Source organism: Pseudoalteromonas sp. Angola-7 (genome assembly GCF_028599255.1).
GTDB lineage: Bacteria > Pseudomonadota > Gammaproteobacteria > Enterobacterales > Alteromonadaceae > Pseudoalteromonas > Pseudoalteromonas atlantica.
Map to the genome: position 1 here is coordinate 56,089 of NZ_JAQREL010000017.1, position 26,352 is coordinate 82,440.

General features: G+C 42.7%; 23 protein-coding genes. 14 read left to right on the forward strand and 9 right to left on the reverse strand.

What is annotated here, in order from left to right:
- The first annotated feature begins 115 nt into the window (after positions 1–115).
- A complete protein-coding gene (locus PSH50_RS18280; protein WP_273587859.1) occupies positions 116–2,671 on the forward strand; it encodes a M14 metallopeptidase family protein in 2,556 nt (851 codons plus the stop codon).
- 8 nt (positions 2,672–2,679) lie between these two features.
- Here the strand turns inward: PSH50_RS18280 and PSH50_RS18285 are convergent, their stop codons facing one another.
- A complete protein-coding gene (locus PSH50_RS18285) occupies positions 2,680–3,357 on the reverse strand; it encodes a ComF family protein (RefSeq protein ID WP_273587837.1) in 678 nt (225 codons plus the stop codon).
- A 73-nt stretch (positions 3,358–3,430) separates the two neighbouring features.
- Here PSH50_RS18285 and bioH point away from each other — a divergent pair, with 73 nt between their 5' ends.
- From bioH to PSH50_RS18300, 3 genes are all read left to right on the forward strand, one after another.
- Positions 3,431–4,168 carry a pimeloyl-ACP methyl ester esterase BioH gene (gene bioH, locus PSH50_RS18290; RefSeq protein ID WP_273587838.1) on the forward strand — a complete coding sequence of 246 codons (738 nt, stop codon included), beginning with the start codon at positions 3,431–3,433 and terminating at the stop codon, positions 4,166–4,168.
- Positions 4,169–4,257: 89 nt separating this feature from the next.
- Positions 4,258–4,566: a hypothetical protein gene (locus tag PSH50_RS18295; RefSeq protein WP_004588240.1), complete on the forward strand. Its 309-nt coding sequence runs from the start codon at positions 4,258–4,260 to the stop codon at positions 4,564–4,566.
- Positions 4,567–4,571: 5 nt separating this feature from the next.
- Positions 4,572–5,432, forward strand: a complete 861-nt coding sequence (locus PSH50_RS18300) for a putative metalloprotease CJM1_0395 family protein (RefSeq protein ID WP_154945414.1) — start codon at positions 4,572–4,574, stop codon at positions 5,430–5,432.
- A gap of 83 nt (positions 5,433–5,515) precedes the next feature.
- On the opposite strand, the gene PSH50_RS18305 is transcribed toward PSH50_RS18300, so the two are convergent.
- The 4 genes from PSH50_RS18305 to greB all read right to left on the reverse strand — a co-directional run bounded on the left by PSH50_RS18305 (position 5,516) and on the right by greB (position 9,604).
- Complete coding sequence (locus tag PSH50_RS18305; RefSeq protein ID WP_273587839.1) at positions 5,516–7,843, reverse strand: Tex family protein; 2,328 nt, start codon at positions 7,841–7,843, stop codon at positions 5,516–5,518.
- A gap of 211 nt (positions 7,844–8,054) precedes the next feature.
- Positions 8,055–8,636 (reverse strand): CBS domain-containing protein, encoded by a 582-nt coding sequence (locus PSH50_RS18310; RefSeq protein ID WP_004588243.1) that lies wholly within the window; start codon positions 8,634–8,636, stop codon positions 8,055–8,057.
- A gap of 50 nt (positions 8,637–8,686) precedes the next feature.
- Positions 8,687–8,998, reverse strand: coding sequence for a hypothetical protein (locus tag PSH50_RS18315; RefSeq protein WP_064384617.1), 312 nt, complete (start codon positions 8,996–8,998; stop codon positions 8,687–8,689).
- A gap of 132 nt (positions 8,999–9,130) precedes the next feature.
- Positions 9,131–9,604, reverse strand: coding sequence for a transcription elongation factor GreB (gene greB / locus PSH50_RS18320; protein WP_004588245.1), 474 nt, complete (start codon positions 9,602–9,604; stop codon positions 9,131–9,133).
- Positions 9,605–9,788: 184 nt separating this feature from the next.
- On the opposite strand from greB, the gene ompR reads away from it, so the two are divergent.
- Both ompR and envZ read left to right on the forward strand, forming a co-directional pair.
- Positions 9,789–10,508, forward strand: a complete 720-nt coding sequence (ompR, locus tag PSH50_RS18325; protein ID WP_004587537.1) for a two-component system response regulator OmpR — start codon at positions 9,789–9,791, stop codon at positions 10,506–10,508.
- Between the two features lie 5 nt (positions 10,509–10,513).
- On the forward strand, positions 10,514–11,830 hold the full coding sequence (gene envZ / locus PSH50_RS18330) for a two-component system sensor histidine kinase EnvZ (RefSeq protein WP_004587538.1): 1,317 nt from the start codon (positions 10,514–10,516) through the stop codon (positions 11,828–11,830).
- Positions 11,831–11,875: 45 nt separating this feature from the next.
- Here envZ and PSH50_RS18335 read toward each other — a convergent pair whose 3' ends face one another.
- Positions 11,876–13,918, reverse strand: a complete 2,043-nt coding sequence (locus PSH50_RS18335; RefSeq protein ID WP_273587840.1) for a glycoside hydrolase family 97 protein — start codon at positions 13,916–13,918, stop codon at positions 11,876–11,878.
- Between the two features lie 159 nt (positions 13,919–14,077).
- Here PSH50_RS18335 and PSH50_RS18340 point away from each other — a divergent pair, with 159 nt between their 5' ends.
- The gene (locus PSH50_RS18340; protein ID WP_273587841.1) at positions 14,078–14,701 is read left to right on the forward strand and encodes a methylamine utilization protein; all 624 of its coding nucleotides are present in this window, start codon (positions 14,078–14,080) and stop codon (positions 14,699–14,701) included.
- The gene (locus tag PSH50_RS18345) at positions 14,691–15,917 is read left to right on the forward strand and encodes a hypothetical protein (RefSeq protein WP_273587842.1); all 1,227 of its coding nucleotides are present in this window, start codon (positions 14,691–14,693) and stop codon (positions 15,915–15,917) included. The genes PSH50_RS18340 and PSH50_RS18345 overlap by 11 nt, the downstream gene beginning before the upstream one ends.
- Before the next feature lie 76 nt (positions 15,918–15,993).
- Here the strand turns inward: PSH50_RS18345 and speE are convergent, their stop codons facing one another.
- Positions 15,994–16,857, reverse strand: coding sequence for a polyamine aminopropyltransferase (gene speE / locus PSH50_RS18350; RefSeq protein ID WP_273587843.1), 864 nt, complete (start codon positions 16,855–16,857; stop codon positions 15,994–15,996).
- A 197-nt stretch (positions 16,858–17,054) separates the two neighbouring features.
- Here speE and speA point away from each other — a divergent pair, with 197 nt between their 5' ends.
- From speA to PSH50_RS18370, 4 genes are all read left to right on the forward strand, one after another.
- Complete coding sequence (speA, locus tag PSH50_RS18355) at positions 17,055–18,935, forward strand: biosynthetic arginine decarboxylase (RefSeq protein ID WP_029773672.1); 1,881 nt, start codon at positions 17,055–17,057, stop codon at positions 18,933–18,935.
- Between the two features lie 64 nt (positions 18,936–18,999).
- Positions 19,000–19,878 (forward strand): acyltransferase, encoded by an 879-nt coding sequence (locus PSH50_RS18360; RefSeq protein WP_273587844.1) that lies wholly within the window; start codon positions 19,000–19,002, stop codon positions 19,876–19,878.
- 28 nt (positions 19,879–19,906) lie between these two features.
- Positions 19,907–20,827 (forward strand): acetyltransferase, encoded by a 921-nt coding sequence (locus PSH50_RS18365; RefSeq protein WP_029773671.1) that lies wholly within the window; start codon positions 19,907–19,909, stop codon positions 20,825–20,827.
- Entirely contained in the window at positions 20,824–22,080 is a 1,257-nt protein-coding gene (locus tag PSH50_RS18370) for a mechanosensitive ion channel family protein (protein ID WP_273587845.1), read from the forward strand. Before PSH50_RS18365 ends, PSH50_RS18370 begins: the two co-directional genes overlap by 4 nt.
- On the opposite strand, the gene chrA is transcribed toward PSH50_RS18370, so the two are convergent.
- On the reverse strand, positions 22,040–23,194 hold the full coding sequence (chrA, locus tag PSH50_RS18375; protein ID WP_273587860.1) for a chromate efflux transporter: 1,155 nt from the start codon (positions 23,192–23,194) through the stop codon (positions 22,040–22,042). The two genes, PSH50_RS18370 and chrA, sit on opposite strands and share 41 nt — an antisense overlap.
- A gap of 215 nt (positions 23,195–23,409) precedes the next feature.
- Here chrA and PSH50_RS18380 point away from each other — a divergent pair, with 215 nt between their 5' ends.
- Positions 23,410–24,042, forward strand: a complete 633-nt coding sequence (locus PSH50_RS18380; protein WP_004587548.1) for an OmpA family protein — start codon at positions 23,410–23,412, stop codon at positions 24,040–24,042.
- Here the strand turns inward: PSH50_RS18380 and PSH50_RS18385 are convergent.
- Positions 24,039–25,817, reverse strand: coding sequence for an ABC transporter transmembrane domain-containing protein (locus PSH50_RS18385; RefSeq protein ID WP_273587846.1), 1,779 nt, complete (start codon positions 25,815–25,817; stop codon positions 24,039–24,041). The two genes, PSH50_RS18380 and PSH50_RS18385, sit on opposite strands and share 4 nt — an antisense overlap.
- 91 nt (positions 25,818–25,908) lie before the next feature.
- Between PSH50_RS18385 and PSH50_RS18390 the strand changes: the two genes are divergently transcribed.
- Positions 25,909–26,307: a DUF3224 domain-containing protein gene (locus PSH50_RS18390; RefSeq protein ID WP_029773150.1), complete on the forward strand. Its 399-nt coding sequence runs from the start codon at positions 25,909–25,911 to the stop codon at positions 26,305–26,307.
- The last annotated feature ends 45 nt before the right edge of the window (positions 26,308–26,352 follow it).

Here is a 26,352-nt window from a genome sequence, read left to right on the forward strand (position 1 = left end):
ATACTGCATATCATACTCCGCTCATCGTGTTGCGGCTAGTGTTGAGCGTAAAAAGTTGGCATCTATTTTAAGCAATGCTAGCGTGCAAATAACAAACATTTTTAGAGTGATTTATATGCGCTGGATAGTAACTATAATGGTGGCAATACTTAGCTTTTCAAGTATGGCAAAACCACTTTCGTATTATTTTGAACAAGATGTAGAGTTTGATAAAACAATACCCACCCCACAAGACGTACTTGGTTACGAAGTAGGTGAGTGGCATGTAAGGCACGACCAACTGGTGCGTTACATGGAAATTCTAGCGCAAAAAAGTAATCGTATAAATTTTGAAGTAATAGGGCGCACACACGAGCAACGTCCACTTGTGATGCTAAGTATTAGCAGCGCTGAAAAGCTAGCTAACTTAGAGCAAATTCGCCAAGCGCACTTAGCCCGTTTAACAAACAGTGAGCAAGCTAAAAACACACAAAATGAGCCTGCCGTAGTTTGGATGGGATACAGTGTGCATGGCAATGAGTCATCAGGCAGCAATGCCGCTTTATTGGTTGCGTATTACCTTGCTGCAGCGCAAGGCCCAGAAATAGAAAAACTATTAAATAATACCGTTATTTTTCTCGACCCTTCACTCAATCCCGATGGCTTGGCTCGCTTTGCCAATTGGGCTAATAGTAATCGGGGGATGAACTTATCAAGCGACCCTAAAACGCGTGAACACGTAGAAAGCTGGCCAAGTAGCCGTACAAATCACTATTGGTTTGATTTAAACCGCGATTGGTTATTACTACAACACCCAGAGTCGCGTGCACGCATTGCTAAATTTCATCAATGGAAGCCAAATATTCTTACCGACTTTCATGAAATGGGCCCAAACAGCAGCTACTTTTTTCAACCTGGCATTGCCAGTCGCAAGCACCCAATTACCCCAGATGAAAACGTAACACTTACTAAAGCTATAGCCAATTACCATGCTAAAACTTTAGATAAAAATAATGCCCTTTATTTTACCGAAGAAAGCTTTGACGACTTTTATTACGGCAAGGGTTCAACCTACCCCGATGTAAACGGCGGTATAGGTGTTTTATTTGAGCAAGCCAGCTCACGTGGGCATGTACAAGAAACCATAAATGGTACGCTTACGTTTCCTTTTACTATTAAAAATCAGTTATTAACAAGCCTATCAACCTTTAAAGCAGCGGTAGATAACCGCGAGGCGCTATTAACCTATCAGGCAAAATTTTATAACCAAGCAATTGATTTAGCACATGATGAAAGTTTTGAAGGCTATGTGGTTGAGGGCGCTAAAGACAACACCCGGATTAAACTATTTTTAAACCTGTTAAAGCAGCATCAAATTAACGCCTATCCACTTACAAAAGCGCTAAAAGCCAATGGCAAAAACTTTAGCACTCAGAGCTATTTTGTGCCGTTAGCTCAGCCACAGTTTCGTTTAGTAAAAGCTATTTTTAGTGAGCAAAAAAGTTTTGCCGATAACACATTTTATGATGTGTCGGGCTGGACACTCGCCCACGCTTTTAATTTAGAGTTTGCACAAGTAAAAAGTAGTTGGGGCTTAGATGTAGCCAGCACTGCGTGGCAAAAAGCAGTTAAACCATCATTTGCTGCGTTAAAGCAAAGCTATGCATTTGGCTTTGCCTGGGACGATTACTTAGCGCCTAAAATGTTAAATAGCTTGCTAAAGCAAGGCATTAAAGCGCGTGTCGCGTTAAGCACCTTAACAGCTAAAAGCAGCACCACCGAAATAGACTTTGCACCTGGCAGCATTATTGTCCCCGCAGGGCTGCAAACAAACCCTGATTGGGTGGCTATTTTAAACGATGCTCAAACGCAATTTGGTATTGCGATAAAGCCTATTACCACGGGCCTTACAGGGAAAGGCGCCGATTTAGGGTCGCGCACTATGGCTGTATTAAACGAGCCAAAAGTACTGCTTGTGGGCGGTAAAGGCGTAAGCCAATACGAAGCGGGTGAAGTATGGTATTACCTTGACCGCTTTGTCGGTACTTCTCCGACCATTGTAGAAATGGAGCGTTTAGGTAGCCTAGATTTAAATAATTACAGCCACATTGTACTAGCTAATGGTAATTATTCGGGCTTACCCGATAGTGATAAAGTTGCCATTAAAAGCTGGGTAAGAAAAGGCGGCGTAATTTGGGGCCACAAAGGCGGCGCTAAATTTTTAGCTGATCAGCAATTACTTAAGGCTAATTATTTATCTAGGCAAGATGTAGCCAGCGCTTTTAATACTCAAGGGCTAAATTACGCAGATAAAGATCATTTAGCTGGGCGACAACGTATAGCCGGCGCTATTTTTAATACCGATGTAGACACCACGCATCCACTAACGTTTTCGCTTAATCGTGAAACGCTGCCTGTATTTAAAAATAGTACCTGGTTATTAGAAAAATCATCCGCCCCGTTTGTAAACATACTCACTTACCCGCAAAAACCACTATTAGCAGGGTTTACCGATGGCGTAAATGAGCAGCAAATTGCCGGTGCAGCAGCCATGATGGCCCACTCATACGGGCGTGGCAGTGTTATTGCGATGACAGATAACCCTGTATTTAGAGGATACTGGTACGGCACAAGCCGATTACTCAGTAATGCTTTATTTTTTGGCCACACATTTAGAGTAAGAGGTGATTAACTACACCTTTAAAGTGGCGTTAAACACGTAGCAAAAGCCCAGACTTGTTTAGCGCCCGCTTGCTTTAATACCCGGGTAGCCGCGTTGAGCGTGGCGCCTGTGGTCATTACATCATCTACAATAACCACCGTTTTACCGCTCATATCTTGTGTACATACAAAGGCATTTTTTACATTTTTAATCCGCTTGGATCTAGATAATTGTGACTGTGCTTGCGTGGTTTTATTGCGTATTAGCGCATTACTTATACAAATATGTTTTGCCAAACACGGTTGCCACACTTGGCTTACCTGATTAAACCCGCGCGTTAAAAAGCGCCCTCGGTGCAAAGGTAAAATAATAGCTATGTCGGGCTGGGTAGTTAAATTTTCAAAAAACACCGTTAGCTGGCGTTTAATTACTTGTTGCAGTGCTTTTTTATAGTGAATTTGATTATTAAATTTGAGCCGTTTAAGCCAATGCTCAAAAGGGGGCTGATAAAAAGCACAGGCAAAGAGCTTATCAAATTCGCAATGCGGAAACATTTCTACAATATCCGGGCGGTGCAATAAATTACTGTGTTTATTTAAATCAAACACGCTTAAATCCGTTAAGCAATAGTCGCATAATCCCTCTTGAGCACTAATAACTCCCTGACATTGCACGCAATAAGAGGGAAATAACCAATTAAAAAATGAGTGTTGCATTGGCTGCTCCTTGCGTTGCTTTCGTCAATGTAAACGTTATTATGTGGCTAAGTTTGGTTAAGGTTAGGCAAATATGCAAAGCGAGTTAGTTTTATTACATGGTTGGGGCATGAACCAAGGCGTATGGCAATTAGTGCAGCCAGAGTTGACGTTTTTATACAGTGGCTCGGTGCGCAGTATTGACCTGCCTGGCTTTGGCAACAGCAATAGCTGCCCAAGTCCTTATAATTTACACGATGCAGCTGAAATCGTAAGCGAGCAACTTAGCCCTGGCTCTATATTAATGGGCTGGTCGCTAGGAGGATTGTTTGCACTTTATATTGCTAAACATTGGCCAAATAAAGTATCAAAAGTAATTTTAGTTGCCTCAAGCCCTTTTTTTGCCGAGGCAGATGATTGGCCTGGAATAAAAGCCAGCGTGCTTGAGCAATTTAAAGAGCAATTAGTTAATCACCGAGAAAAAACCATAGAGCGCTTTTTAGCTATTCAGGCCATGGGTAGCGAGTCGGCACGCGATGATATAAAGCAGCTAAAGCACTTGCTAAATCAGTACAGCGCGCCTAAAAGTGAGGCATTAAGTGTGGGCTTAAATATTTTACAAAATGATGATTTACGCAACGTATTTGCGCATTGCCCAGTGCCTGTAAAAGCGATATTTGGCCGTTTAGATGCGCTGGTACCTTACAAAGCAATTAATAAAATGGCAGCACTAAATACTGAGTTTGAATACGAAGTACTAGACAAAGCCTCCCATGCACCGTTTATTTCTCATAAAAAAGAGTTTTTATCTGCCGTTAAATCAATGCTTTAAAATAGCCTAAAGAAAGGTACTGTTTAAAGCTTTATTTTGCCCATGAAGTGAGCGATAATTAAACAATATTTATTTTTTGGAGGTACAGCATGGCTATTGGTTCAGTATTTAATAGTGGTGTAGAAGGGTTTAATCGTGCAAGCCAAGGTATAGAACGAGCAAGCGCAGAGATAAACCGTGCCACCATTGAAGAGCAAGACGATACGCAACTAGCCCAACAGCGCCAGTTAACAGCTGCGCGACCTGAAGAGGCTGTAACAGCGCCTGTTGCACAACCAGCTCGGGTTGACGAAGCGCTTGTTAATTTAAAAGTTGAAGAGTTTAATGCCAAGGCAAACACGCAATCTATTCAAACTGCAGATGAAGTGCTTGGTACGCTAATCGATATTAAAGTTTAAACGTTATGAATATTGTCACGCCATTTCCGTCTATCAATATAAACACCGCCAATGTTTATACGGAAACCGCTCGGCGTGACAACCAACTGCGCGAAGTTATTCCTGCCCCTGCGCCCAATAGCGCCAGTAATACCGAAACCAAAGCACAAAGCGATGCTGATAAAGCAAAACTGCCAAGCAGTGCAGAAGCCGCCACCTATGATGCAACCGGTAAACTCAGTGATGAGCAAGCTGTTGAGCAGCGCCAGCAAGGCAGCGAAGATTCAGATAGCGAACAGCAACAAAACCAACAAGCAAGCGAAGACACCCCCGAAGAAGAGCAAGATCAGCAGCAGCTAGAATTAGAACAACAGCAAATTGAAGAGCTTAAAGCGCGCGATACTGAAGTGCGTGTGCACGAACAAGCTCATGCATCGGTGGGTGGGCAGTATGCAGGCTCACCAAGTTATGAATACCAACGTGGACCAGATGGCACTAATTACGCTGTTGGCGGTGAGGTACAAATTGATGTATCTGAAATCCCTGGCGATCCGCAAGCCACTATAGATAAAATGCAAACGGTACGAGCAGCCGCACTTGCCCCTGCTGAACCTTCTAGTGCCGATAGAGCCATTGCCGCTGATGCAACCCAAAAAATGGCCGCAGCGCAAGCTGAATTATCAGCCCCTGCTGACGATGAAGCGCAAGCACAAGAGCCACAAAGTGCGTTATCAATAAACGAAACCAGTACCGCTGAGTCTCAAAGCGATACTAATACCGAGCAAGCACGCGACCCTGAAGTAGACGCACGAGCTGGCCGTATAGCTAATTTTTATCAAATGACTAGCTCACCCCAAAACGAGAGTGGTTTTTCTGCGTTTGGTTAACACCAGCTAAGCATAATTAAAAAAGCCGCTCAATGAGCGGCTTTTTAGTTTGAGGAGAGATCACTTAATGAAGCTAAAGAGTATTATTTTTTTACTTTTACTTTTGCATTAGCAAATGCATCGGCAAAGGCATTACCCATCATGGCGTTACCGTTATCGCGCTTTGGTTTTGCTGCACGCGGTTGCTGGCCCTGATTACTGCGTTGCTTTTGCGGCGCGGCAGCGGGTTTATTGCTTGTGTCTATTTCATCATCTAAGCGCATAGTAAAGCTAATGCGTTTACGTGGGGCATCTACCTCAACCACTTTTACTTTTACAATGTCACCGGCTTTTACTACTTCGCGCGGATCAGAGATAAACTTATTAGTAATTGCCGAAATATGTACTAGGCCATCTTGGTGAACACCTACATCAACAAACGCACCAAAGTTAGCAACGTTAGAAACCACACCTTCTAAAATCATACCGGGTTTTAGGTCTGTGATTTTTTCTACACCAGCTTTAAATTCAGCAGTTTTAAACTCAGGACGAGGATCGCGCCCAGGCTTATCTAGCTCTTTAATGATGTCGGTAACGGTAGGTAAACCAAACTTCTCGTCGGTGTAGTCATTAGCAACCAGCTTATTTAAAAACTCGCTATTGCCTATTAAGCTATTTACATCAAGGTTGTTACGCTCACAAATAAGTTTAACAACAGGATAAGCTTCAGGGTGAACTGATGAGTTATCAAGTGGGTCTTTACCCTGATTAATACGCAAAAAGCCTGCTGCTTGTTCAAACGCCTTTGGTCCTAAACGCTCAACTTTTTTAAGTTCGCTACGCTTAGTAAACGTACCGTTAGTGTCGCGGTAATTTACTATATTTTGCGCTAAGGTTTTATTTAACCCCGATACGCGAGTAAGAAGCGGCACCGAGGCCATATTTAAATCAACACCCACTGAGTTTACACAGTCTTCTACCACTGCGGTTAGTGTTTGGCCTAATTGGCTTTGCGATACGTCGTGCTGGTATTGGCCTACACCAATTGATTTTGGCTCAATTTTAACAAGCTCGGCAAGTGGGTCCTGCAGGCGACGCGCAATAGATACCGCGCCACGTAAAGACACATCTAAGTTAGGAAATTCATTTGCTGCAAATTCAGACGCAGAGTAAACAGACGCGCCGGCTTCGCTTACCATAATTTTGTTTAATTTAAGCTCAGCATTGGCCTTAATAAGTTCGCCTACTAGCTTGTCAGACTCGCGTGATGCGGTGCCGTTACCAATCGCAATAAGTTCTACTTTATGCTGGCGACATAGTTGCTCTAATGTACGTAACGATTTTTCCCAGTGATTTTGTGGTGCGTGGGGGAAAATAGTTTGGGTTGTAAGCAACTTACCTGTGCCATCAACTACGGCAATTTTACAGCCAGTTCGCAAACCAGGATCTAGACCAAGCGTGGTACGCGGCCCAGCAGGGGCGGCCATAAGTAAGTCTTTTAAGTTTTTAGCAAATACATCTATAGCGCCGGTTTCGGCTTTTTCTCGCATGGCTGCTAAAAATTCATTTTCTAGGTGTAGGCCAAGCTTTATTTTCCATGCCCACTGCACAACACTTAATAGCCATGCGCTAGCTGCTTTATATTTCACATCTAAACGGTAGTGATCAGCAATCATTTGCGCGCATAGCTGGGCTGCATTTTCGCTGCTTGGCTCTGGGTTAATACTCAGCTGCAAAATACCTTCGTTACGCGCGCGCAACATAGCAAGTGCGCGGTGAGAAGGGACCTTTTTAAGAGGTTCTTGATGGTCAAAGTAGTCGCGGTATTTGCTACCGGCTTGCTCTTGGCCGTCAATAAGTGTGCTTTGTATAGCGCCGTGTTGGCTAATGTGGCTTCTAAATTTAGCTAATAACTTGGCATCTTCTGCAAAGCGTTCCATTAAAATAAATTTAGCGCCATCAAGGGCTGCTTTGGTATCAGCAATGCCTTTGTCGGCATTTATAAACTGCTGCGCTTGTTGCTCTGGCTCTAAGTTTGCATCGTTAAATAGCGCATTGGCAAGTGGCTCAAGGCCTGCTTCGATGGCTATTTGCCCTTTGGTACGACGCTTAGCTTTATAAGGAAGGTATAAATCTTCAAGCTCAGTTTTACTTTGTGCGCTGGTAATATCGGCACTAAGTGCTGGCGTTAATTTATTTTGTGATTCGATGGTTGATAAAATAAAGCTGCGGCGCTCTTCAAGCTCGCGCAAGTACGACAAACGTTGCTCTAAAAGGCGTAATTGCGTGTCGTCTAATCCACCGGTAATTTCTTTACGGTAACGCGCAATAAAAGGAACCGTTGCGCCTTCATCAAGTAATTTTGTAGCAGCAACAACTTGTTGCTGTTGTGCATTTAGCTCAGTGGCTAAACGTGCAGAGATATCGCTCATGCATAAACCTTTTAATACAAAAAATAAAACCAGAAAATCCCTCTGGTACTGTTATACCCAGCTTATTAAAGTTGCTATTTAATGAGTTTGGTAGGTATTTATTAGTTGAATAATATCACAGCAGGTTGTAATAAAAAGCTCTTAAAGCAAGCAATTTTGCTTGCTTTAAGATGGTTGGCTTGGCTGAGCTTACAAAGCGTAAAAGCGCGCTTTAGTGAGGGTGCTCTACGCTTTCTAAAACATCACTAAACGTGTGAGCAATAGGGGTAATATGCACTGGAATGTGTAACGTTTTAGCTATTTGACGCGCCGAGATTAACCCGCATATTTCGTTATTAGTGGTTGTTGCTAATAAAAACATGCTGCCTTGATGCTCCATTGTTTGTAGTGCATCGCCAATACTTGCATAGCTTAGGCTTTGCATACTTACGCCATTAAGTTGGCTAATAGGTGTCATAATGTAGCGTAAGCTCACTTCATTGCGGCTGGTATTTAAACGCTGTGCAATGGCCGTAATTTTAGCGCTTTGTAGGTCGGCACTTGAAACAATACCAATTAATTTTTGCGCATCATCAGTCACCAATACATAGTCAGAGTGCTCTGCTAGTACTTGTTTAAGCGCCTCGCTAATAGGAGTGTCGTATTGAGCCCGAATTGGCGTTTTTTGGGTAAAGTTATTGATTACGGTTAAAGCCGGAGATGTTAAATCAATAGTGGCTTGTTGATCTTCAAACGTGCTTGCAATAACGCCATGAGAAATATTTTGGGTACGTAATTCTTTAAAGTTAGACATAGTAGTCACCTTATTAGTTATAAAATTTAATCAAAAAGTAAAATTGTGAATTAAATTAAATAGCTAGGTGGACCACGTTGATATGCCGTACTAAAAGGACGGTTTAGGTTTGTACTTTGGTAAAAAGATGAAACAGCATTAGGTAGCGGTTGAAACAACCTAATAGCAAATGCATTAACATGAGAATCTAAGTCAATGTCGGGGGTTGCTTGGTCAGGAAATTCACAAGCGATAAAATGATTAGATATACTGGCGTTATCTATACTTACTTCGGTGGTATTGGCATGCAGAGTCAAACTCACACTCATTAAAAGTGCAAACAATACGGCATTACTACATATGCGCTGTACTAAGTTTGACATAGCCACTACCTTAAAAATCAGGTTAAAGATAAACCTGCTAAACCAATATATATCCTAATGAGATATATTACACAATAAAAAATTTACCTGATCTGAATCAAAGTAGTTATCTATTAATAATGTTATGGGGGACTATTTTTGATATTCAATACTATTTACATACCATTCTTTTTTACCTTGCGGTGTAGGTACCTCAAAATCATCGTCTACTTGTTTTTTTATCAGGGCGCGCGCCATAGGTGAGTCAATTGATATGTAGTCTTTACGGTCGTATATTTCATCAGGCCCTACAATTCTAAATTTTTTAACCTCGCCTTGCTCGTTTTCTATTTCTACCCATGCGCCAAAAAATACTTTACCGTCTTGCTGCGGCGAGTAATCAATAACTTTTAAATCGGGTAGGCGTTTGCGCAAATACCGAACACGACGATCAATTTGGCGCAGTAAGCGTTTATTATATTGATAGTCTGCGTTTTCTGAGCGATCGCCAAGGCTTGCTGCCCAGCTCACTATTTTAGTGACTTCAGGGCGTTTAACGTTCCATAAATGGTCGTGCTCTTGCTGTAATTGTAAGTAACCTTCGCGGGTTATTAAATTTGTTTTCATGGGCTTTTATTCATTAACTCTAATGCTATGCACGTTATTAAAATTGCTAAAATTTGTCGAGTGTAAACTTTAATATTATAACTTTGAAATGTTCAGTAACAATCTAAGCGCGCAATTAGATTTTGATTATTAAGTTTTTCATTTATATTAACTATTAATTGGAAATAAAAATAAGAAACACGCAATGGGACACGAAACCACAAAAGTATTAGTTGTAGATGACGATATGCGCCTGCGCAGCTTACTAGAGCGTTATTTAGTAGAGCAAGGCTTTATTGTTAGAACCGCCGCAAACTCAGAGCAAATGGATAGACTCATTGAGCGAGAAAACTTTCACTTAATGGTGCTTGATTTAATGCTACCAGGCGAAGATGGTTTATCTATTTGCCGTCGGCTACGCCAAAAAGAAAACGAAATCCCTATTGTGATGCTGACAGCAAAAGGCGATGAGGTCGACCGTATTATAGGCCTTGAACTAGGCGCAGACGACTACATCCCGAAACCGTTTAACCCGCGCGAATTACTGGCTCGCATAAAAGCTATTTTACGCCGCCGCGCCAAAGAAGTACCGGGCGCACCCGCAGCAGAAGAAAACTTAATAGCCTTTGGGCAATTTACGCTTAATTTAGCCACGCGCGAAATGAGCGAGGGCGATAAAACCATTTCGCTCACCAGTGGTGAATTTGCCGTACTTAAAGCGCTTGTATCACACCCGCGCGAGCCACTGAGCCGCGATAAACTAATGAACCTTGCCCGTGGGCGAGATTACAGTGCGCTTGAGCGCAGTATTGATGTGCAAGTATCGCGACTGCGCCGCATGATAGAAGTAGATGCCGCCAACCCGCGCTATATTCAAACTGTATGGGGTTTGGGTTATGTGTTTGTTCCTGACGGTGATAAGTAGTTTATATGGGATTTTTTCCGCGTAGTGCGTTTGGACAAACTGTATTTTTAGTGGCCGCTTTACTGCTAATTAACCAAATAGTGTCGTATGTAACGGTGAGCTTTTACGTTGTAAAACCAACCATAGAGCAAGTAAATTTAATGCTCGCTAAGCAAATTAAAACGGTATTTATAGACTGGGAAGACGGCGTAGAAATCAACGACGAAGTGTCTGAAAAGTTTTTTGAAATTACAGGTATAGAAGTGATGACGCAGCGCGAGGCAATGCGCCAAGGGCTGGGTCAAACCCGAGAATACTCGATGCTGTCGCGTAGTATGTCTGAGCAATTAAATGGTTCTGCTCGGGTGCGTATTAGTCAAACCGACCCGCTGATTTATTGGGTAGAAGCGCCGCAAGCACCCGGTTACTGGGTAAAAGTACCGCTTAGCGGGTATCAAGAAAATAACCTTGAATTTTTAACGTTTTACTTATCAAGTATTGGTTTTTTAAGTGTGTTAGGTGGCTGGCTATTTGCTCGGCACTTAAACCGTCCATTAAAGGCGTTGCAGCAAGCAGCCGTGAAAGTGGGTAAGGGCGATTTTAGTAGTAAGCTTGAAGAAGAAGGCTCCAGTGAAGTAATAGAAGTTACCCGTGCATTTAACCAAATGTCGCGCGGTATTGCTGCTCTTGAAAACGATCGCCGTTTACTCATGGCCGGTGTTTCTCACGATTTACGCACTCCGCTTACTCGTATCCGCCTTGCCACCGAAATGATGAACGATGAAGATGACTACCTTCGCGAAGGCATCATTTACGATATTGAAGATATGAACGGCATTATCGATCAATTTATTGAGTATTTACGCCACCACAAAACAGATGAGCTTGTTTGCGAAGATATAAACGCGCTAGTGACTGAAGTGGTTAATTGTGAGCTTAAACAGCAACGCGTTATTACCTTTAAAGGCAACCCCAGCGTAGGGCTTGTTCCGTTAAGTAGTGTGGCTATTAAGCGTGTAATTACTAACATGATTGAAAACGCGCTGCGCTATTCCGATGGCGATATAGAAGTATTAAGCTACTTTAATTCAAACAAAAAATACGTTGTGATAGCGGTAAACGATAACGGCCCCGGTATACCAGAAAGCGAACTAGAATCGGTGTTTGAGCCTTTTAAACAAGGTGACACTGCGCGTGGTAGTGAGGGGAGTGGTTTAGGCCTTGCCATTATTAAGCGTATTATTGATATGCACGATGGTAAAGTTAAGCTAGAAAACCGCCCAGAAGGCGGCCTAAGTGCACAAATTTATTTACCTATAAAAATACAAAACTCTGCACAGTAAGCTGTGCAGAGTTGGCTATTTCCATAACGTTAATAGTATTAAAACTTAAAGTGCTTTAAAGCGGATTGCTGTACCACCACTTGTTGCTAGTTTTAAAGTTAGCTTATCGTTTGCGCTAACTACGCGCTTTTCTATATCTAAATCGTACGGATTGTTTTTCCATTCAGCGTTTTTACCGTCTTGGTATATGTGCGCTTCAAACTTTTTACCCTTTTCTAAAAAGTCGAGTTTTACCTCAATAGTTCGGGCTTTTTCGTCGGTTACGGCGCCTAAGTACCAATCGTTTCCTGAGTATTTATCGCGTTTGCGCTCTTTACGGGCAAAGACAATAAAGTCGCCCACTTCGCCATCAAGCGCAATACTTTGCTGCCAATCGGTTGGTACGTCTTGAATAAATTGAAATGCATCAGGCTTGGCTAAATAGTTTTTAGGTAAGTCGGCGGCCATTTGAATTGGGCTATACAGCACAACATAAAGTGCAAGCTGCTTGGCAAGCGTTGTTTGTGGGCGGTTTGTATCATCGCCTAAGCCATTAAAGCCCATATCGAAAATGCCAGGGGTAAAGTCCATAGGCCCTGCCAGCATACGGGTAAACGCCAGCATAGGAATGTGCTCTGGTGGGTTGGGCGGCGTGCCCCATGCATTAAACTCTTGGCCGCGTGCCCCTTCGCGGGCAATCCAGTTTGGGTAGGTACGGCGCAGGCCTGTGTCTTTTATTGGCTCGTGGGTGTTAATACTAATTTTATGTTTAGCAGCCAGCTTTACGTTGTAAAGGTACTCGTTAACCATAAATTGGCCGTCGTGCCACTCATGACGGGCAATGCCGTTTTCGTCTATGCGTTTTATGTTACCGCCATCCGCTACATAGCCCGTTTTAACTTGGCTTACGTTTGATTTTTCGTAAAGGGCAAAGGCCTCGTCCATTTGGTCGCGATAGTTACTTACATTACCCGATGTTTCGTGGTGGCCAATTAACTGCACACCTTTTTGTTTGCCGTATTGAGTAAGGGCCGCTATATCAAAGTCGTCGTAGGGTTGTGTAAAACTAAATACATCGCCATTAAAAAACCAGTCACCGTCCCAGCCTATGTTCCAGCCTTCTACTAGTACACCATCAAAGCCATATTCTGCGGCAAAATCCATGTAGTACTTAGTGGTTTGTGTAGTGGCACCGTGTTTTTCGCCGCTGCCCCAGGTTTGTGTGTTTATATGCATTCCCCACCAAATACCCACGTATTTGCCAGGTTTTACCCACGACACATCGCCTAGTTTATTAGGCTCGTTTAAATTTAATATTATGTCTGAATTGACTAAGCCGACCGCACTGTCGGCAATTTGAATGGTGCGCCAAGGGGTATTAAACGCACCTTGTTTTTTAACGGCAATGCCGTCTGACCACGGTGTTAAATCGGCATTAAAAGTGCCTGGGCGGCGTTGATTAAGCACCATGCCTGCGTAATCAACTAAGGCTGCTTCATGAATGCTTATATGGGTACCGTCATTGGTTTTTAAGGTAAACGGCGTGTGTGCAAGGGGGACGTCATTTAATGCAGTGGTGTTGTAAACGTATTCGTATCGGTTCCAGCCGCGGGCGGGTATCCACCAGGCGGTGGCATTGTTGTTATTGTTAATGGCAAATTCGGTGAGCTCTTTGGTAATGTGTGTTTGCTCAAAGCCTGCTTGTTTTGGTACTTCGTATCTAAACCCAACGCCACTATCAAAAGCTCTAAAGCGCACTGTGTAGGTTGCACCATTAGGCTCGTTTTTTGTAAACGTAACCGCAACTTCGTTGTGTTTATCAGTAACCGTTTGTCGCTCGCCCCAAGGTTGTTGCCACTGGGTATTTACGCTTTGCTGCTTAACATGGGTAATTTTAAAACCATCGCTAAATGCGGCTTGGGTTTTAAATTCAAAACCCAGGCGCGATGCGTTTATAGCTGGTTTGTTTTTAAAGCTAATAGCGTAGCTGGGTGTGCTATTTTCATCTGAAATAGTCACTTTTATTTGTGAGTTTGGTGATTCAACTACAGCGGTTTGTGCAAAGCTATTGCCAGCAAACGCCAGTAGTAAAAGTGCGGATGTTCTCATTGTGTGTCCTTTGATGAGTCGGTGGTGACCTTTAAGGATAATGGCACTGAGTTGTTAATACGACTGTCTACATACGTATTCAATGTTTTAAAAAATAGAAAGAATTTAACGGTTTAATCGGTCTATAATGTAAACAAATTGATAATAGCGATTAGCCCTATGATAAAACCCTTACTAAGTGTGTTACTGCTAAGTATGAGTACTTGCGTAGCAGCAACAACAATAACTATAAAAAATGCCAATAATCAGCCTTTAGCAAATGCGGTGGTGTGGCTAAGCGGGGCATCAATTCAGGCCGGCAATCAAGCAAGTAAAACCTACGCAATGAGCCAACAAAACCGCGAGTTTACGCCGCGTACGTTAGTTGTTCCGCAAAATGCAAAGGTAGAGTTTCCTAATGCCGACTCTATCATGCACCACGTTTATTCGTTTTCTAAAGCTAAAACCTTTGAGTTGAAACTTTACAAAGAGCAGCCTAAAGCGCCCATAACGTTTGATCAAACAGGGGTGGTTGAGCTTGGCTGTAATATTCATGACTGGATGCTGGGCTATATTGTGGTGGTTGATAGCACCGTTTTTGCAATTACCGACGACAACGGTATGGTTAATTTAACTGCCCCTAACGGGCAATACAGCATGAGTGTATGGCATTCTGGCTTTAGCGATATAAGCAACGTAGAAACCCACAGCGTTAATGTAAGCGATTCACCTATACACTACACCGTAAAGCAGGCCATAGCCGAGCAAATAGACTTTGCTACGGATGAATTTGATGACTATTAAGCGCAAAAATACAGTATTACTTGGCTTACTTTTTATGAGCCTACCGGCTTTTTCGCAAGTTAAAGGGCTTATTCAGGTACGTGCGGTTGCAAGCGACGACACACAAAGCTTTCAAGATGGCGGTATTGGTTTATATCGCCATGGAGATAGCAGTGATAGCATTTTGTTATCGCAAGGAATTATAGACTTTAAGGCCGATTTAAGTAGTGCCTGGAGCGCACATGCCGTTGTTAATGCTAATCAAGAGCCGAAAACCACATTAGGTTTAAGCCAAGCGTATTTCCAGTATCAGCCGTTAGTAAACAGCCGTTATAAATGGCATGTAAAGCTTGGTGGGTTTTATCCTAGTATGTCGCTAGAAAACCCCGATATAGGCTGGACCTCGCCTTACAATTATACTAATTCGGCCATAAACAGTTGGCTTGGCGAAGAGCTTCGCACCATAGGTGGTGAGCTTAGCATTAAGCGCCCAGGTAAACGTTTTAATTCTAAGCATAGCTTTAGTGTGAGCGCTGCTATTTATAAAGGGAACGACCCAACAGGGACGTTGCTTTCTTGGCGCGGCTTTGCGCTGCACGACAGGCAAACAACATTTAACGAAAGTGTACAATTTGCACCTATTGCGGCATTAGATAGTGACGAATTACGTTGGCAAGCTAACCAAGTACTGCCTTTTGAAGAAGTAGATGGCCGCTTTGGTTATTATGCCGGTGTGCATTGGGATTATTTAAAACGCTCGCAGTTTAGGTTTTATTATTACGATAATAACGCCGATCCCAGCATTTTTAATCGCACAACAGGGCAGTATGCTTGGCATACTCGCTTTAGCAGCTTAGCGTGGTTATATAAATTTACAGGTAAAACCCGTTTGATTGCCCAGCTACTCGATGGTAAAACCGAAATGGGGGCTAATAAGCTTATTTATAACCGTTTTTATAGCCATTATTTAATGCTCAGCCATAAAGCGGGTAAGCATAGGTTATCGCTTAGGTATGATTATTTTAAAGTAGATGACGATGACACCACCGCATTTGACCCTAACGCTAGCCATGGCGAAGGCTTAACAGCTACGTGGCGTTACCAATTAACCGATACGCTACAAATAGGTGTTGAAGGCTCGGCGCTGCATAGCTTTGTACAAAATAGGCCGGGTAGTGGGTTTGCTCAGCGAATATCGCAGCAGCAGCTTATGGCTAACGCACAATGGCGCTTTTAACTGTGGTGCTTTAAAAAAATAGATTTTAAAAAAGGGAGCTTTTAAAGCTCCCTTTTAGTTTCAAAAAAAGTGTGAATTATTTTTTATCAAATGCGCGTTTCATAAAGTTTGGTGTAGCAAGTGCGCCGTGATGAATACCGCTGTTGTAGTATTCGCTTTGCTGTGCAACTTGCTCAGCATCGGCTTCTCTAAAGCCATTAAATGCTTGTGATTTACGAGCAAGCGTTACTGACCATAAACCGCTTGGGTAAATTGGCTGTGGAAATGGCAGTGTTTGTAAGTCGTTAAAGCCCACACTTAGCATGGCCTCGCGCATTTCTACTAGCAGTGGCATATGCATTAATGGCGATTCGCTTTGCTGCACTAAAATACCACCAGGGCGTAATGCATTTAGGCAGCTAGTGTAAAACGCGTGGTTAAATAATCCCTCGCCTGGGCCTACTGGGTCTGTACCATCAACAATAACAACATCAATAGACTCGCCCGCAGCGTCACGCATGTATTTAATACCATCATCAAACATAACCGTTGCGCGTGCATCGTTGTTAGAGTCACAAAGCTCTGGGAAGTATTTTAACGACATTTGCGTGACTACTTCGTCTATATCTATTTGCGTTACGGTTTCTACACCTGGGTGTTTTAAAACTTCACGTAATGTACCGCAATCGCCGCCGCCAATAATTACCACGTTTTTAGGATTTGGGTGCGCTAAAAGTGCAGGGTGGCTAATCATCTCATGGTAAAAAAAGTTTTCGCGGGTAGTTACCATAGTACAGCCATCGATGATCATTAAATTACCAAAGTCTGTGGTTTCGAACATTTCTACCTTTTGAAAAGGAGACTGTTTTTCATCCAACTTTTTGTTAATACGTAATGAAAATGCGCTGCCATCGCGGTCGCTAATTTCTGTAAACCACTTACTTTGATCTAAATTTGCCATAGTTGCTTTTACACTTTTTAAGTTGAGTATGAAAAAGGGGCAATTCTGCCAGTGCTTCGCGTTTTGCTCAATGAAATTTTAACTGCTTTGCCAATAAAGTTAGCCAGTATCGAGTTAAAGTTCAATTTTTGTTAGCGTAGGGGGTAGTGACGTATTAAAATGCGCCTTTATAGCTAATTGATTAAAGAAGAGTTGCCATGACTTGGGGTTTAGAAACAGCACGCGCTACATATAATGTTGCTCATTGGAGCGATGGCTATTTTGATATTAACGCACAAGGCGAGCTGGTTGCCTACCCAGATGGTGACCAATCTAAAAATGCGATTTCTTTAACGCAGCTCACAGAGCAATTTAAGCAGCAAGGTTTAACATTGCCGGTATTGGTGCGCTTTACCGATATTTTAAAAAATAGAGTAGATACACTCACCCATGCATTTACCTTAGCGCGCAGCAGCCGCGAGTACCAAGGCAAGTACACGTGTGTATACCCTATAAAAGTAAATCAGCAGCGCTCGGTGGTCAGTAAACTATTGGCGCACCCAAGTGGTTTAGTTGGCCTAGAGGCCGGTTCAAAGCCTGAGCTTATGGCAATTTTAGGGGTAGCCGATAAACCCATTACTATTGTGTGCAATGGCTATAAAGACAGTGAATTTTTACGTTTAGCCTGTATTGGTCAAGCCATGGGGCACAGCGTTAAAATAGTCGTCGAAAAACTCTCAGAGCTGACGACCTTACTTGAAGAAATAGATAACCTAGGCATAGAGCCTGCCATTGGTATACGTATTCGCTTAAACTCAGTAGGCAAAGGTAAGTGGCAAAATACCGGCGGCGAAAAAGGCAAATTTGGCTTAACCGCAGGCCAAGTACTTAGTGCTGTTGAGGTGCTTAAAAAGCATAATAAATTACATTTAATGCAAATGGTGCATTTTCATATTGGCTCTCAAATTGCCAACATACGCGACATACACCGCGCCCTGCGAGAATGCGCGCGCCACTTTGCTGAACTTACCCAGCTAGGAGTGCCGCTTAATACCGTTGATGTAGGCGGTGGCTTAGGGGTTGACTACGAAGGCTCAGGCTCACGCAGTGCTTGCTCGATGAACTATACCGTTGAAGAATACGCACGTAATGTGGTTAATGCTTTTGCTGAGGTGTGTGACCAACATCAACTTACGCACCCAGCCATTATCACCGAATCAGGGCGTGCTTTAACAGCGCACCACGCGGTGTTAATTACCGATGTAATAGACGTAGAAAAAGCGCCAAATCATCCAAATCCAGAACCGCCACTTAAAAACAGTGCGCTAGTGCTTGATGAAATGTGGCAGTGTTTACAGCGTTTAAACCCGCGTATGGCGCTAGAGATTTACCATGATGCGATGCACTTATTTAGCGAAGCGCACGACCAATACGTGCATGGGTTAGTAAGCATGCTAGAGTGGGCGAAAATAGAGCAATTATATTTTACTATTTTGCACCGAGTACGCGCATCACTTAGCAATAACGCGCGTGCGCACCGTGAGGTACTTGACGATTTACACGAAAAGCTAGCCGATAAGCTATTTGTTAACTTTTCACTGTTTCAGTCGCTACCTGATGTATGGGGCATTGAGCAGTTGTTTCCGGTTATGCCTATCGAAAATTTAGATAAACCGCTTACCCAGCGCGCTATTATTCAAGATATTACCTGTGACTCAGATGGACAAATTCGTGAGTACGTAGAAGGCGCGGGCATAGAAACCAGTTTACCTATACCTGAGTACCAGCATGGCGAGCAATACCATATAGCCATGTTTATGGTAGGGGCTTACCAAGAAATTTTAGGTGATTTACATAACTTATTTGGCGACACCGACTCAGTGCATGTAGAGCTTAACGACGACGGTTATGTATTAACCAATGCTATTAAAGGTGATAGCGTTAAGGATGTATTAAAGTTTGTTGACTATGATAGCGCCATTTTGGCACAAAACTTTGAATTATTGGTCAACAAGCTAGCAGTGTCTGAGCAGTGTAAAGCAGGGTATTTAGCCGAGCTTAATGCCGGGCTTGAAGGTTATACTTACTTTGAAGATTAACCGTTCACTCTCAGAATTAAAAGCGTCGCTGTTTGGCGCACATTGTTTAAAGGAAAGTAAATAAATGTCAGTAATCCGCAGTGTATTAAGTATTATGCTTTATACAATAAACACACTTATTTGGTTTGTGCCTATTTTTGTTTGTGGGCTATCAAAATTAATCCCTATCAAGCCTATGCAAAAGCTTTTAAGCTGGGTTGCTAAACAGTGCGCCACTATTTGGGTGTCGGTTAATAGCATTAACCAACGCTTATTCACGCCAACCAAAATTAACGTTACCGGCCTTGAAGAAACCAAATTAAAAGACTGGTACTTAGTGATTGCTAATCACCAAAGCTGGGTAGATATATTAGTACTGCAACGTGTATTTAATCGTAAAATACCTTTTTTAAATTTCTTTTTGAAAAAAGAGCTAATTTACGTGCCAATTTTAGGTCTGTGCTGGTGGGCGCTCGACTTTCCGTTTATGACCCGCACCAGCAAAGCGCAGCTAAAAAAGAACCCAAAGCTACGTGGTAAAGACATAGAAACAACCCGCAAAGCCTGTGAAAAATTTAAAGAAATGCCAGTAAGCATTGTTAACTTTGTAGAAGGTACGCGTTTTACAACACAAAAACATGCTCGCCAAAATAGCCCTTTTCCGCATTTATTAAAGCCAAAAGCAGGCGGGATCGCATTTGTAATGCAAGCCATGGGTGAGCAGATATCTAAAGTGGTTAATGTGACCATTCATTACCCCGATGGCATCCCTACGTTTATGGACTTTGCCGGCGGCAAAGTGAAGCAAATTAATGTGCATGTAGACATTCGCCCAGTAAGCGAGGAGTTGATTGGTGATTACACTGGCGACTCTGAGTTTAGAGTCGGCTTTCAAAGTGAATTAAACCGTTTATGGGAAGAAAAAGAGCACACGCTTTTGCAGCTCGAACAAAACCATAAATAATAAGGTAATAAAAAATGGGCTTACAATTATGCTAAAAAAGTGGTTACCAAATTGGCTCAGCGGCTTAATTGTAGGCTGCGTGATTTTTTCAAATGTAATCATTTTTGGCACCTTAGTATTACTGCTAGGGTTAATAAAGCTTGCCCTGCCTTTTTCTATAATTAACACCATACTGCATAGCGTGTACCGAGGCTGGTGTAACGGCAATCGGTTTGGCTTGTGGCTGGGCTGCGCCAACATAAAAGTAAACATAAACGGCGATGTAAATTCAAAAAGTTGGTACTTACTAATTTGTAACCACATGAGCTGGTTAGATATTGTGGTACTTAGCTCAATTAATGTTTTACCTGCGCCAAAGTTTTTTTTAAAAGACGAATTAAAGTATGTGCCATTTATTGGCTCTGGCGCATGGGCTATGGGCATGCCTTTTATGAAGCGCGTAACTAAAGCGCAGCTTGCTAAAAACCCCAAGCTTAAAGGGCTAGATGTTGAGCGTACCAAGCAAAGCTGTCGTAATTTTAGGAATAATCCCACCACCATAATTAATTTTGTTGAAGGCACCCGCTACACGCACGCAAAGCATGCAAGCCAGCAAAGCCCGTTTAAACATTTACTCAAGCCCAAAGCGGGCGGCATTGCTTTTGCACTTGAGGTACTTGGCGAGCAATTTGACGCCATGCTAAATACCAGTGTGGTGTACAGCGGCAGCACAAGCCATGTTTGTCGTAATATTTTAAAGGGCGAGCTTGATTCAATTTATGTTTCTATTGACGTGGTTGCTATAAACCAGCAAATGTTAGGTAGTTACCAACACGACAAAGCATTTAGAAGCCACTTTCAAAAGTACGTTAATGAGCTATGGGTTGCTAAAGACGCGCAACTTGCCAGCATTTATGCCCAACACGATTTACCTGAGCCACCCATTTGTAAGGAAATAGAAACACTATGACCAATACCCACCTGCAGGAGCTAATCGCTCCTTGGTTTGAAAAAGTACCCGACGCTGATTTTTTAAGTGCAATTACTGCAGCCTCTATTGGTGTGTTTTCGTTGTTAGTAGTGTATTTATTTACACGCCGATTAATGCTGCCAGGCATTCAAAAAGTGGTGACTAAGTTATCTCCAGAGCGCATAGGGTTACTTTCTCCGTTGCTCACAAAACTTAATAAGCGCATAGCCGGTATGTTATGTAGCGTGCTTTTTTTAGCAACCTTCGACAGCGTTTACCCTGTTAATGAGCTTAGTGCCGAAATACTAAAAACCATTGGCCAAGGTATATTAATTATTCATGTAGGCTTTATTTTTAGCAGCATTGTAAGCATTGCCGGCGCTATTTATAACCAGCTAGATTTTGCCCGCGAAGTGCCAATTCAGGGCTTATTACAAGTTGTTAAGCTGATCACCTTTATTGTGTGTGCAATTTTAATAGTCAGCATTGTGCTTGAAAAATCGCCTACCTATATTTTGTCGGGTTTTGGTGCGATAGCCGCTGTTACTTTATTGGTTTTTAAAGACACTATTTTAGGCTTTGTAGCCAGTATTCAAATTGCGGCAAACCGATTAGTTACTTACGGCGATTGGATTCAAGTAGAAAACTACGGCGCCGACGGTGAAGTAATAGACTTGGGGCTAAACACCGTAAAAGTGCGTAACTGGGATAACACCATTACGACTATTCCTACTTATATGCTGGTAGCAGGGTCGTTCAAAAACTGGCGAGGAATGCAAGAGTCTGGCGGCCGACGTATTAAGCGCTCGCTTAATATTGATATGCACAGCATATGCTTAGTAAGTGACGAATTTAGAAAACAAATAGATGCAGCTATACCACTGCATGAATATATACGTGTTGCCTCGTTGCCTGATCCGGTCTCTAACTTAGGCTTGTTTCGCCGCTACGCTGAGGGCTATTTAAAGCAGCATAACAGAATAAATACCTCACTGACGCTTATGGTGCGTGAGCTACAACCAATGAACCACGGATTACCGATTGAGTTTTATTGCTTTAGTGAAGACAAACGCTGGATATCTTACGAGCATTTACAAGCCGAAATTATGGATCACTTATTGGCAGTGTTGCCAGTATTTGGCCTTAGAGCGTATCAAAGTGTTAGCGGACAATTAAGCCCGCCTAATGCAGAGCAAACCGATAAGCCGACCTTTAAAGTAATGGCAAATAGTGCTGAACAAGACCCACACTAATAAATAAAGCTAATAGCCACCAAATAGGTGGCTTTTTCATTCTTAGCCATGCAAAAACAGCAATAACCAGTGCAACCTGCCATAGGTTGTGAACGGCCGATGTCCAAATAGGTGAGTACAAAGCCGCCGCTAAAAAGCCCACTACGGCAGCGTTAAGCGCCGCAATAGAGCTTGCAAAGCGAGGTTTACTTGCCAGGTTTAACCAGCTTTTTTGAAACGCCAGCATTAATAAAAAACCCGGTGTAAAAATAAGTAGGGTTGCAGCTATGGCCCCTATTAAGGGTTGCTCTGAAGTGAGTTGCGCGCCTAAGTAAGTAGCTATTGTAAACATGGGGCCAGGGATAGCTTGAGCACTGGCATACGCACTTAAAAATTGATCGTTACTTAGTGCCGGTACGCCAGCTTGCAATACAGGCAATACCACGTGCCCGCCCCCAAATACCATAGCGCCCGCTTGGTAAAAAGGAGCAAACAAAGCAAGGTCATCACCTAAAGGTATAAAGCTAATAGCGAGTAGTAATACAAATAAGCCTAAAGGGAGCCACCTAAACGCGCTTTTAGTATCTGCTTTAGGCTCAGTATGGGTGTTGAGTTGTAACAGAGGCCAAATTGCGCCTATAGCAGCGGCACTCACTAAAATAGCTATTTGCGTGCCAAGTAAAGGAAATAGTAATAAAGCCAAGGTACTCATTACTGCGATAAGCTTGAGCGCAGCGCTGGTACAAAAGCTTTTTGCCATAGTGAGTGTTGCATCGGCCACAATAACAACCGCAAACAACTTTAAGCCTGCAATAATAGCAAAGTAAACAGCATCAAATTGATGCGCGCTTACCGCTAGTAACAACATGATTAAAAAAGACGGTAAGGTAAAAGCGATAAATGCGGTAATGCCACCAATAACCCCCGCCCGCTCCACACCAATTGCAAAGCCCACTTGGCTTGAACCCGGCCCGGGCAGCGCTTGGCTTAAACTAATGAGCTGCGCGTAGCGGGTATCGCTCAACCAGTTTAATGTGTCTACAAAGTGGCGTTTAAAATAGCCTAAATGGGCAGCAGGGCCACCAAAGCTCATGCAGCCAAGTAAAAAAAACTGTCTAAAAATAGCGACTAACATTGAGCTCATATCCTTTTTTAAAGTTCATTAAATTGTCACAAAGGAGTATGACACTTTTGTTAAATGCATACATTAATTCGTAATCTACAAATAATACCAATCCACTTAATTAAGAGGATTGGTATAAAGCGAACTGCTTTTAACATGCTCTTCATAGTTTGTTCATACATGTATTTGCATACTCGCTTTATAATTCTTAATGAATAGGACATCACATGACTTTAACTAAATCACTTTTAAGCGTAACCGTAGTAGCTGTATTGCTAAGTGGTTGCGAAATGAACAACACAGGCAAGGGCGCCGCAATTGGTGCAGCCGCAGGTGGCGTATTAGGTAAAGCAACGGGTAATCATAAAGACAAGCGTATCTTTATTGGTGCTGCTATTGGCGCACTAGCTGGTGCTGCTGTAGGTGATTACATGGATAAGCAAGAAGAAGCGTTTCGTGATGAACTAGCAGGCTCAGGGGTTGAAGTAGTACGTGAGGGCGATAACTTACGTTTAGTTATGCCATCTAATATTACCTTTGCGACAGACCAATCTTATATTTCATCAGGTTTTAACGATACTCTAAACGCCATTGCTAAAGTAATGAACAAATACGAAAAAACCTACCTAAGCGTGGAAGGTCACACAGATAGCACAGGTAAAGACAGCTACAATATGAACCTGTCGCGCGAGCGCGCACAAAGCGTTAAAAATTACTTAGTGAACCAGCAAATTATGGCTGCACGTATTAGCACTACAGGCTACGGCGAAACCCGCCCAATAGCCACTAACGATAGCGCTAACGGCCGAGCTCAAAACCGCCGTGTAGAAATTCAAATAGTGCCAAACACAGAAGGTTAGTTTTTGTTGAACTGCAATTCACAAAGACGCTGATACAAAGGGGAGCTTGCTAGCAATTGCTGGTGGCTCCCTGTTGCTCTTATTTCCCCATTTTCCATTACTACAATCACATCGGCATGTTTAACCGTTGCCAGCCTATGGGCAATAATTAACGTTGTTCTATTTTGCATTAAATGCTCAAGCGCGGCTTGTACGTGGTGCTCACTTTGCGCATCGAGTGCACTGGTGGCTTCATCTAAAAGCAGTATTTCTGGGTCTTTTAAAATAGCGCGTGCCAATACAATACGCTGCTTTTGACCACCCGATAGCCTTACGCCTTGCTCACCTAAAAAGCTGTTATAACCTTGCGGTAATTGCTTAATAAATTCATCGGCATGAGCATGTTTTGCGGCCGTATATACTTGCTCGTCAGTGGCGTTTGGGTTGCCGTAACGAATGTTATGCATTACGTCTGAGCTAAATAAAATAGGGTTTTGTGCCACCATGCCCATTTTGTCCCTCAGGGTGGTAAGCGATATGTCTTTAATATTTACATCATGAAATTTAATCGCGCCGTGAGCAGGGTCGTAAAAGCGCTGTAGTAATTCAAATAACGTCGTTTTACCTGCGCCAGAGGGGCCTACAATAGCCACTGTTTTACCTTGCTCTATAGTTAAACTTATTTTGTTAAGTGCGCTTACATCGGGGAGAGATGGGTAATTAAAGCTAATATTTTCAAGTGCAATGGCGGGGCTGTAAGTCTTTATTAATAGCTTTTCGTCTTGTGGAGTGACAGGGTTTTCTATTTCACTTTTAACGGCCAGTAATTCAAGTAGGCGCGCTGCCGCCCCAGCAGCTCGTTGTAGCTCGCCGTAAACCTCGGCTACGGTAGCCACCGACATGGCCACCATAATGGCGTAAAACACAAATGCACCTAGCTCGCCACCTGTCATGGTGCCTGCCAGTACATCACTACCGCCTACCCAGAGCATTACGCTAATCGCACTAAAGGTTAAAAATATTACCGCAGCAATTAAAAAAGAGCGCTGTTTAATACGGCTTTTGGCAACGTTAAAGGCTTTTTCTGTTTCAAGTGCAAAGGCGTGTTGTTCACGCTGTTCGTGGCTATAGCTTTGTACTACTTTAATATTTTGAATGATCTCGCCGGCATAGGTGCTTATATCGGCTATTGCATCTTGGCTAGAACTTGCAAGTTTGCGAACCTTTTTGCCAAATACCATCATCGGCACTAATACTAGCGGCACACACGCAACCACTACGAGCGTAAGCTTTAAGTTAGTCACTAATAGCATTACCAAGCCACCCACTAACATTAATGCACTGCGCAGCGCCATAGAAAAGGAAGAGCCAATAATCGATTGCAGCAAGGTGGTGTCGGTTGTTAAGCGCGACATAAGCTCGCCACTGCGGTTTTCTTCAAAGTAACTTGGGTGCAAGGTAACAATGCGATTAAACACCGCTTTGCGAATATCGTTACTGACTCGTTCGCCAATCCACGACATTAAATAAAAGCGGCTAAAGGTGCCCACGGCCAATAAACTAATTAAACCAATAAGCACTAATACAGCTTGTTGTAGCTGCGCTTGGGAGCCAGCAATAAAGCCATGATCTATGACAAACTTAACCCCTTGGCCTAATGATAAGTTAACACCAGCGGTGACTAAAAGGGCGCCAAGTGCGGCCACTACCATCCATTTATACGGTTTAATAAACGCAAAAATAGGTAATAAACTACTAAAAGCGGCTTTTTCGGGCTTAGGGCTTGTTTTTGACATAGTGGATTCTTTTTAAAGGTTAAGGTATAGATATGGCACTAAGATAATAAAAATCAATACTTTTAAACATTAGCATCAATAAGGAAACGTTATGACTACTGCAACCGTAAGTGGAGAATTTAATGTAAATTTGGCCCCAATAGAAGGCTACGCAAGCGGCCAAAACGGCGTTAATTTAGGGCGTATGTCGATAGATAAAACATTTAAAGGTAGCTTAAATGCCACCAGCCAAGGCGAAATGCTAAGCGCCATGACTCCTACACAAGGCAGTGCCGGTTATGTTGCCATAGAGCAAGTAATAGGCGAGCTTGAAGGTAAACAAGGCAGCTTTGTATTACAGCATTTTGGTACTATGGATAAAGGCCAAGACAGCCTAATTTTAAATGTAATTCCCGATTCAGGCACTCATGAGCTAGAAGGGTTAACGGGCAGTATGAAAATACGTATTGAGCAAGGGATTCACTACTATGATTTTGAATACACCTTATAATACCAATCCGCAATATTACTTAATCATTTTGCGGGCCTAAACGTG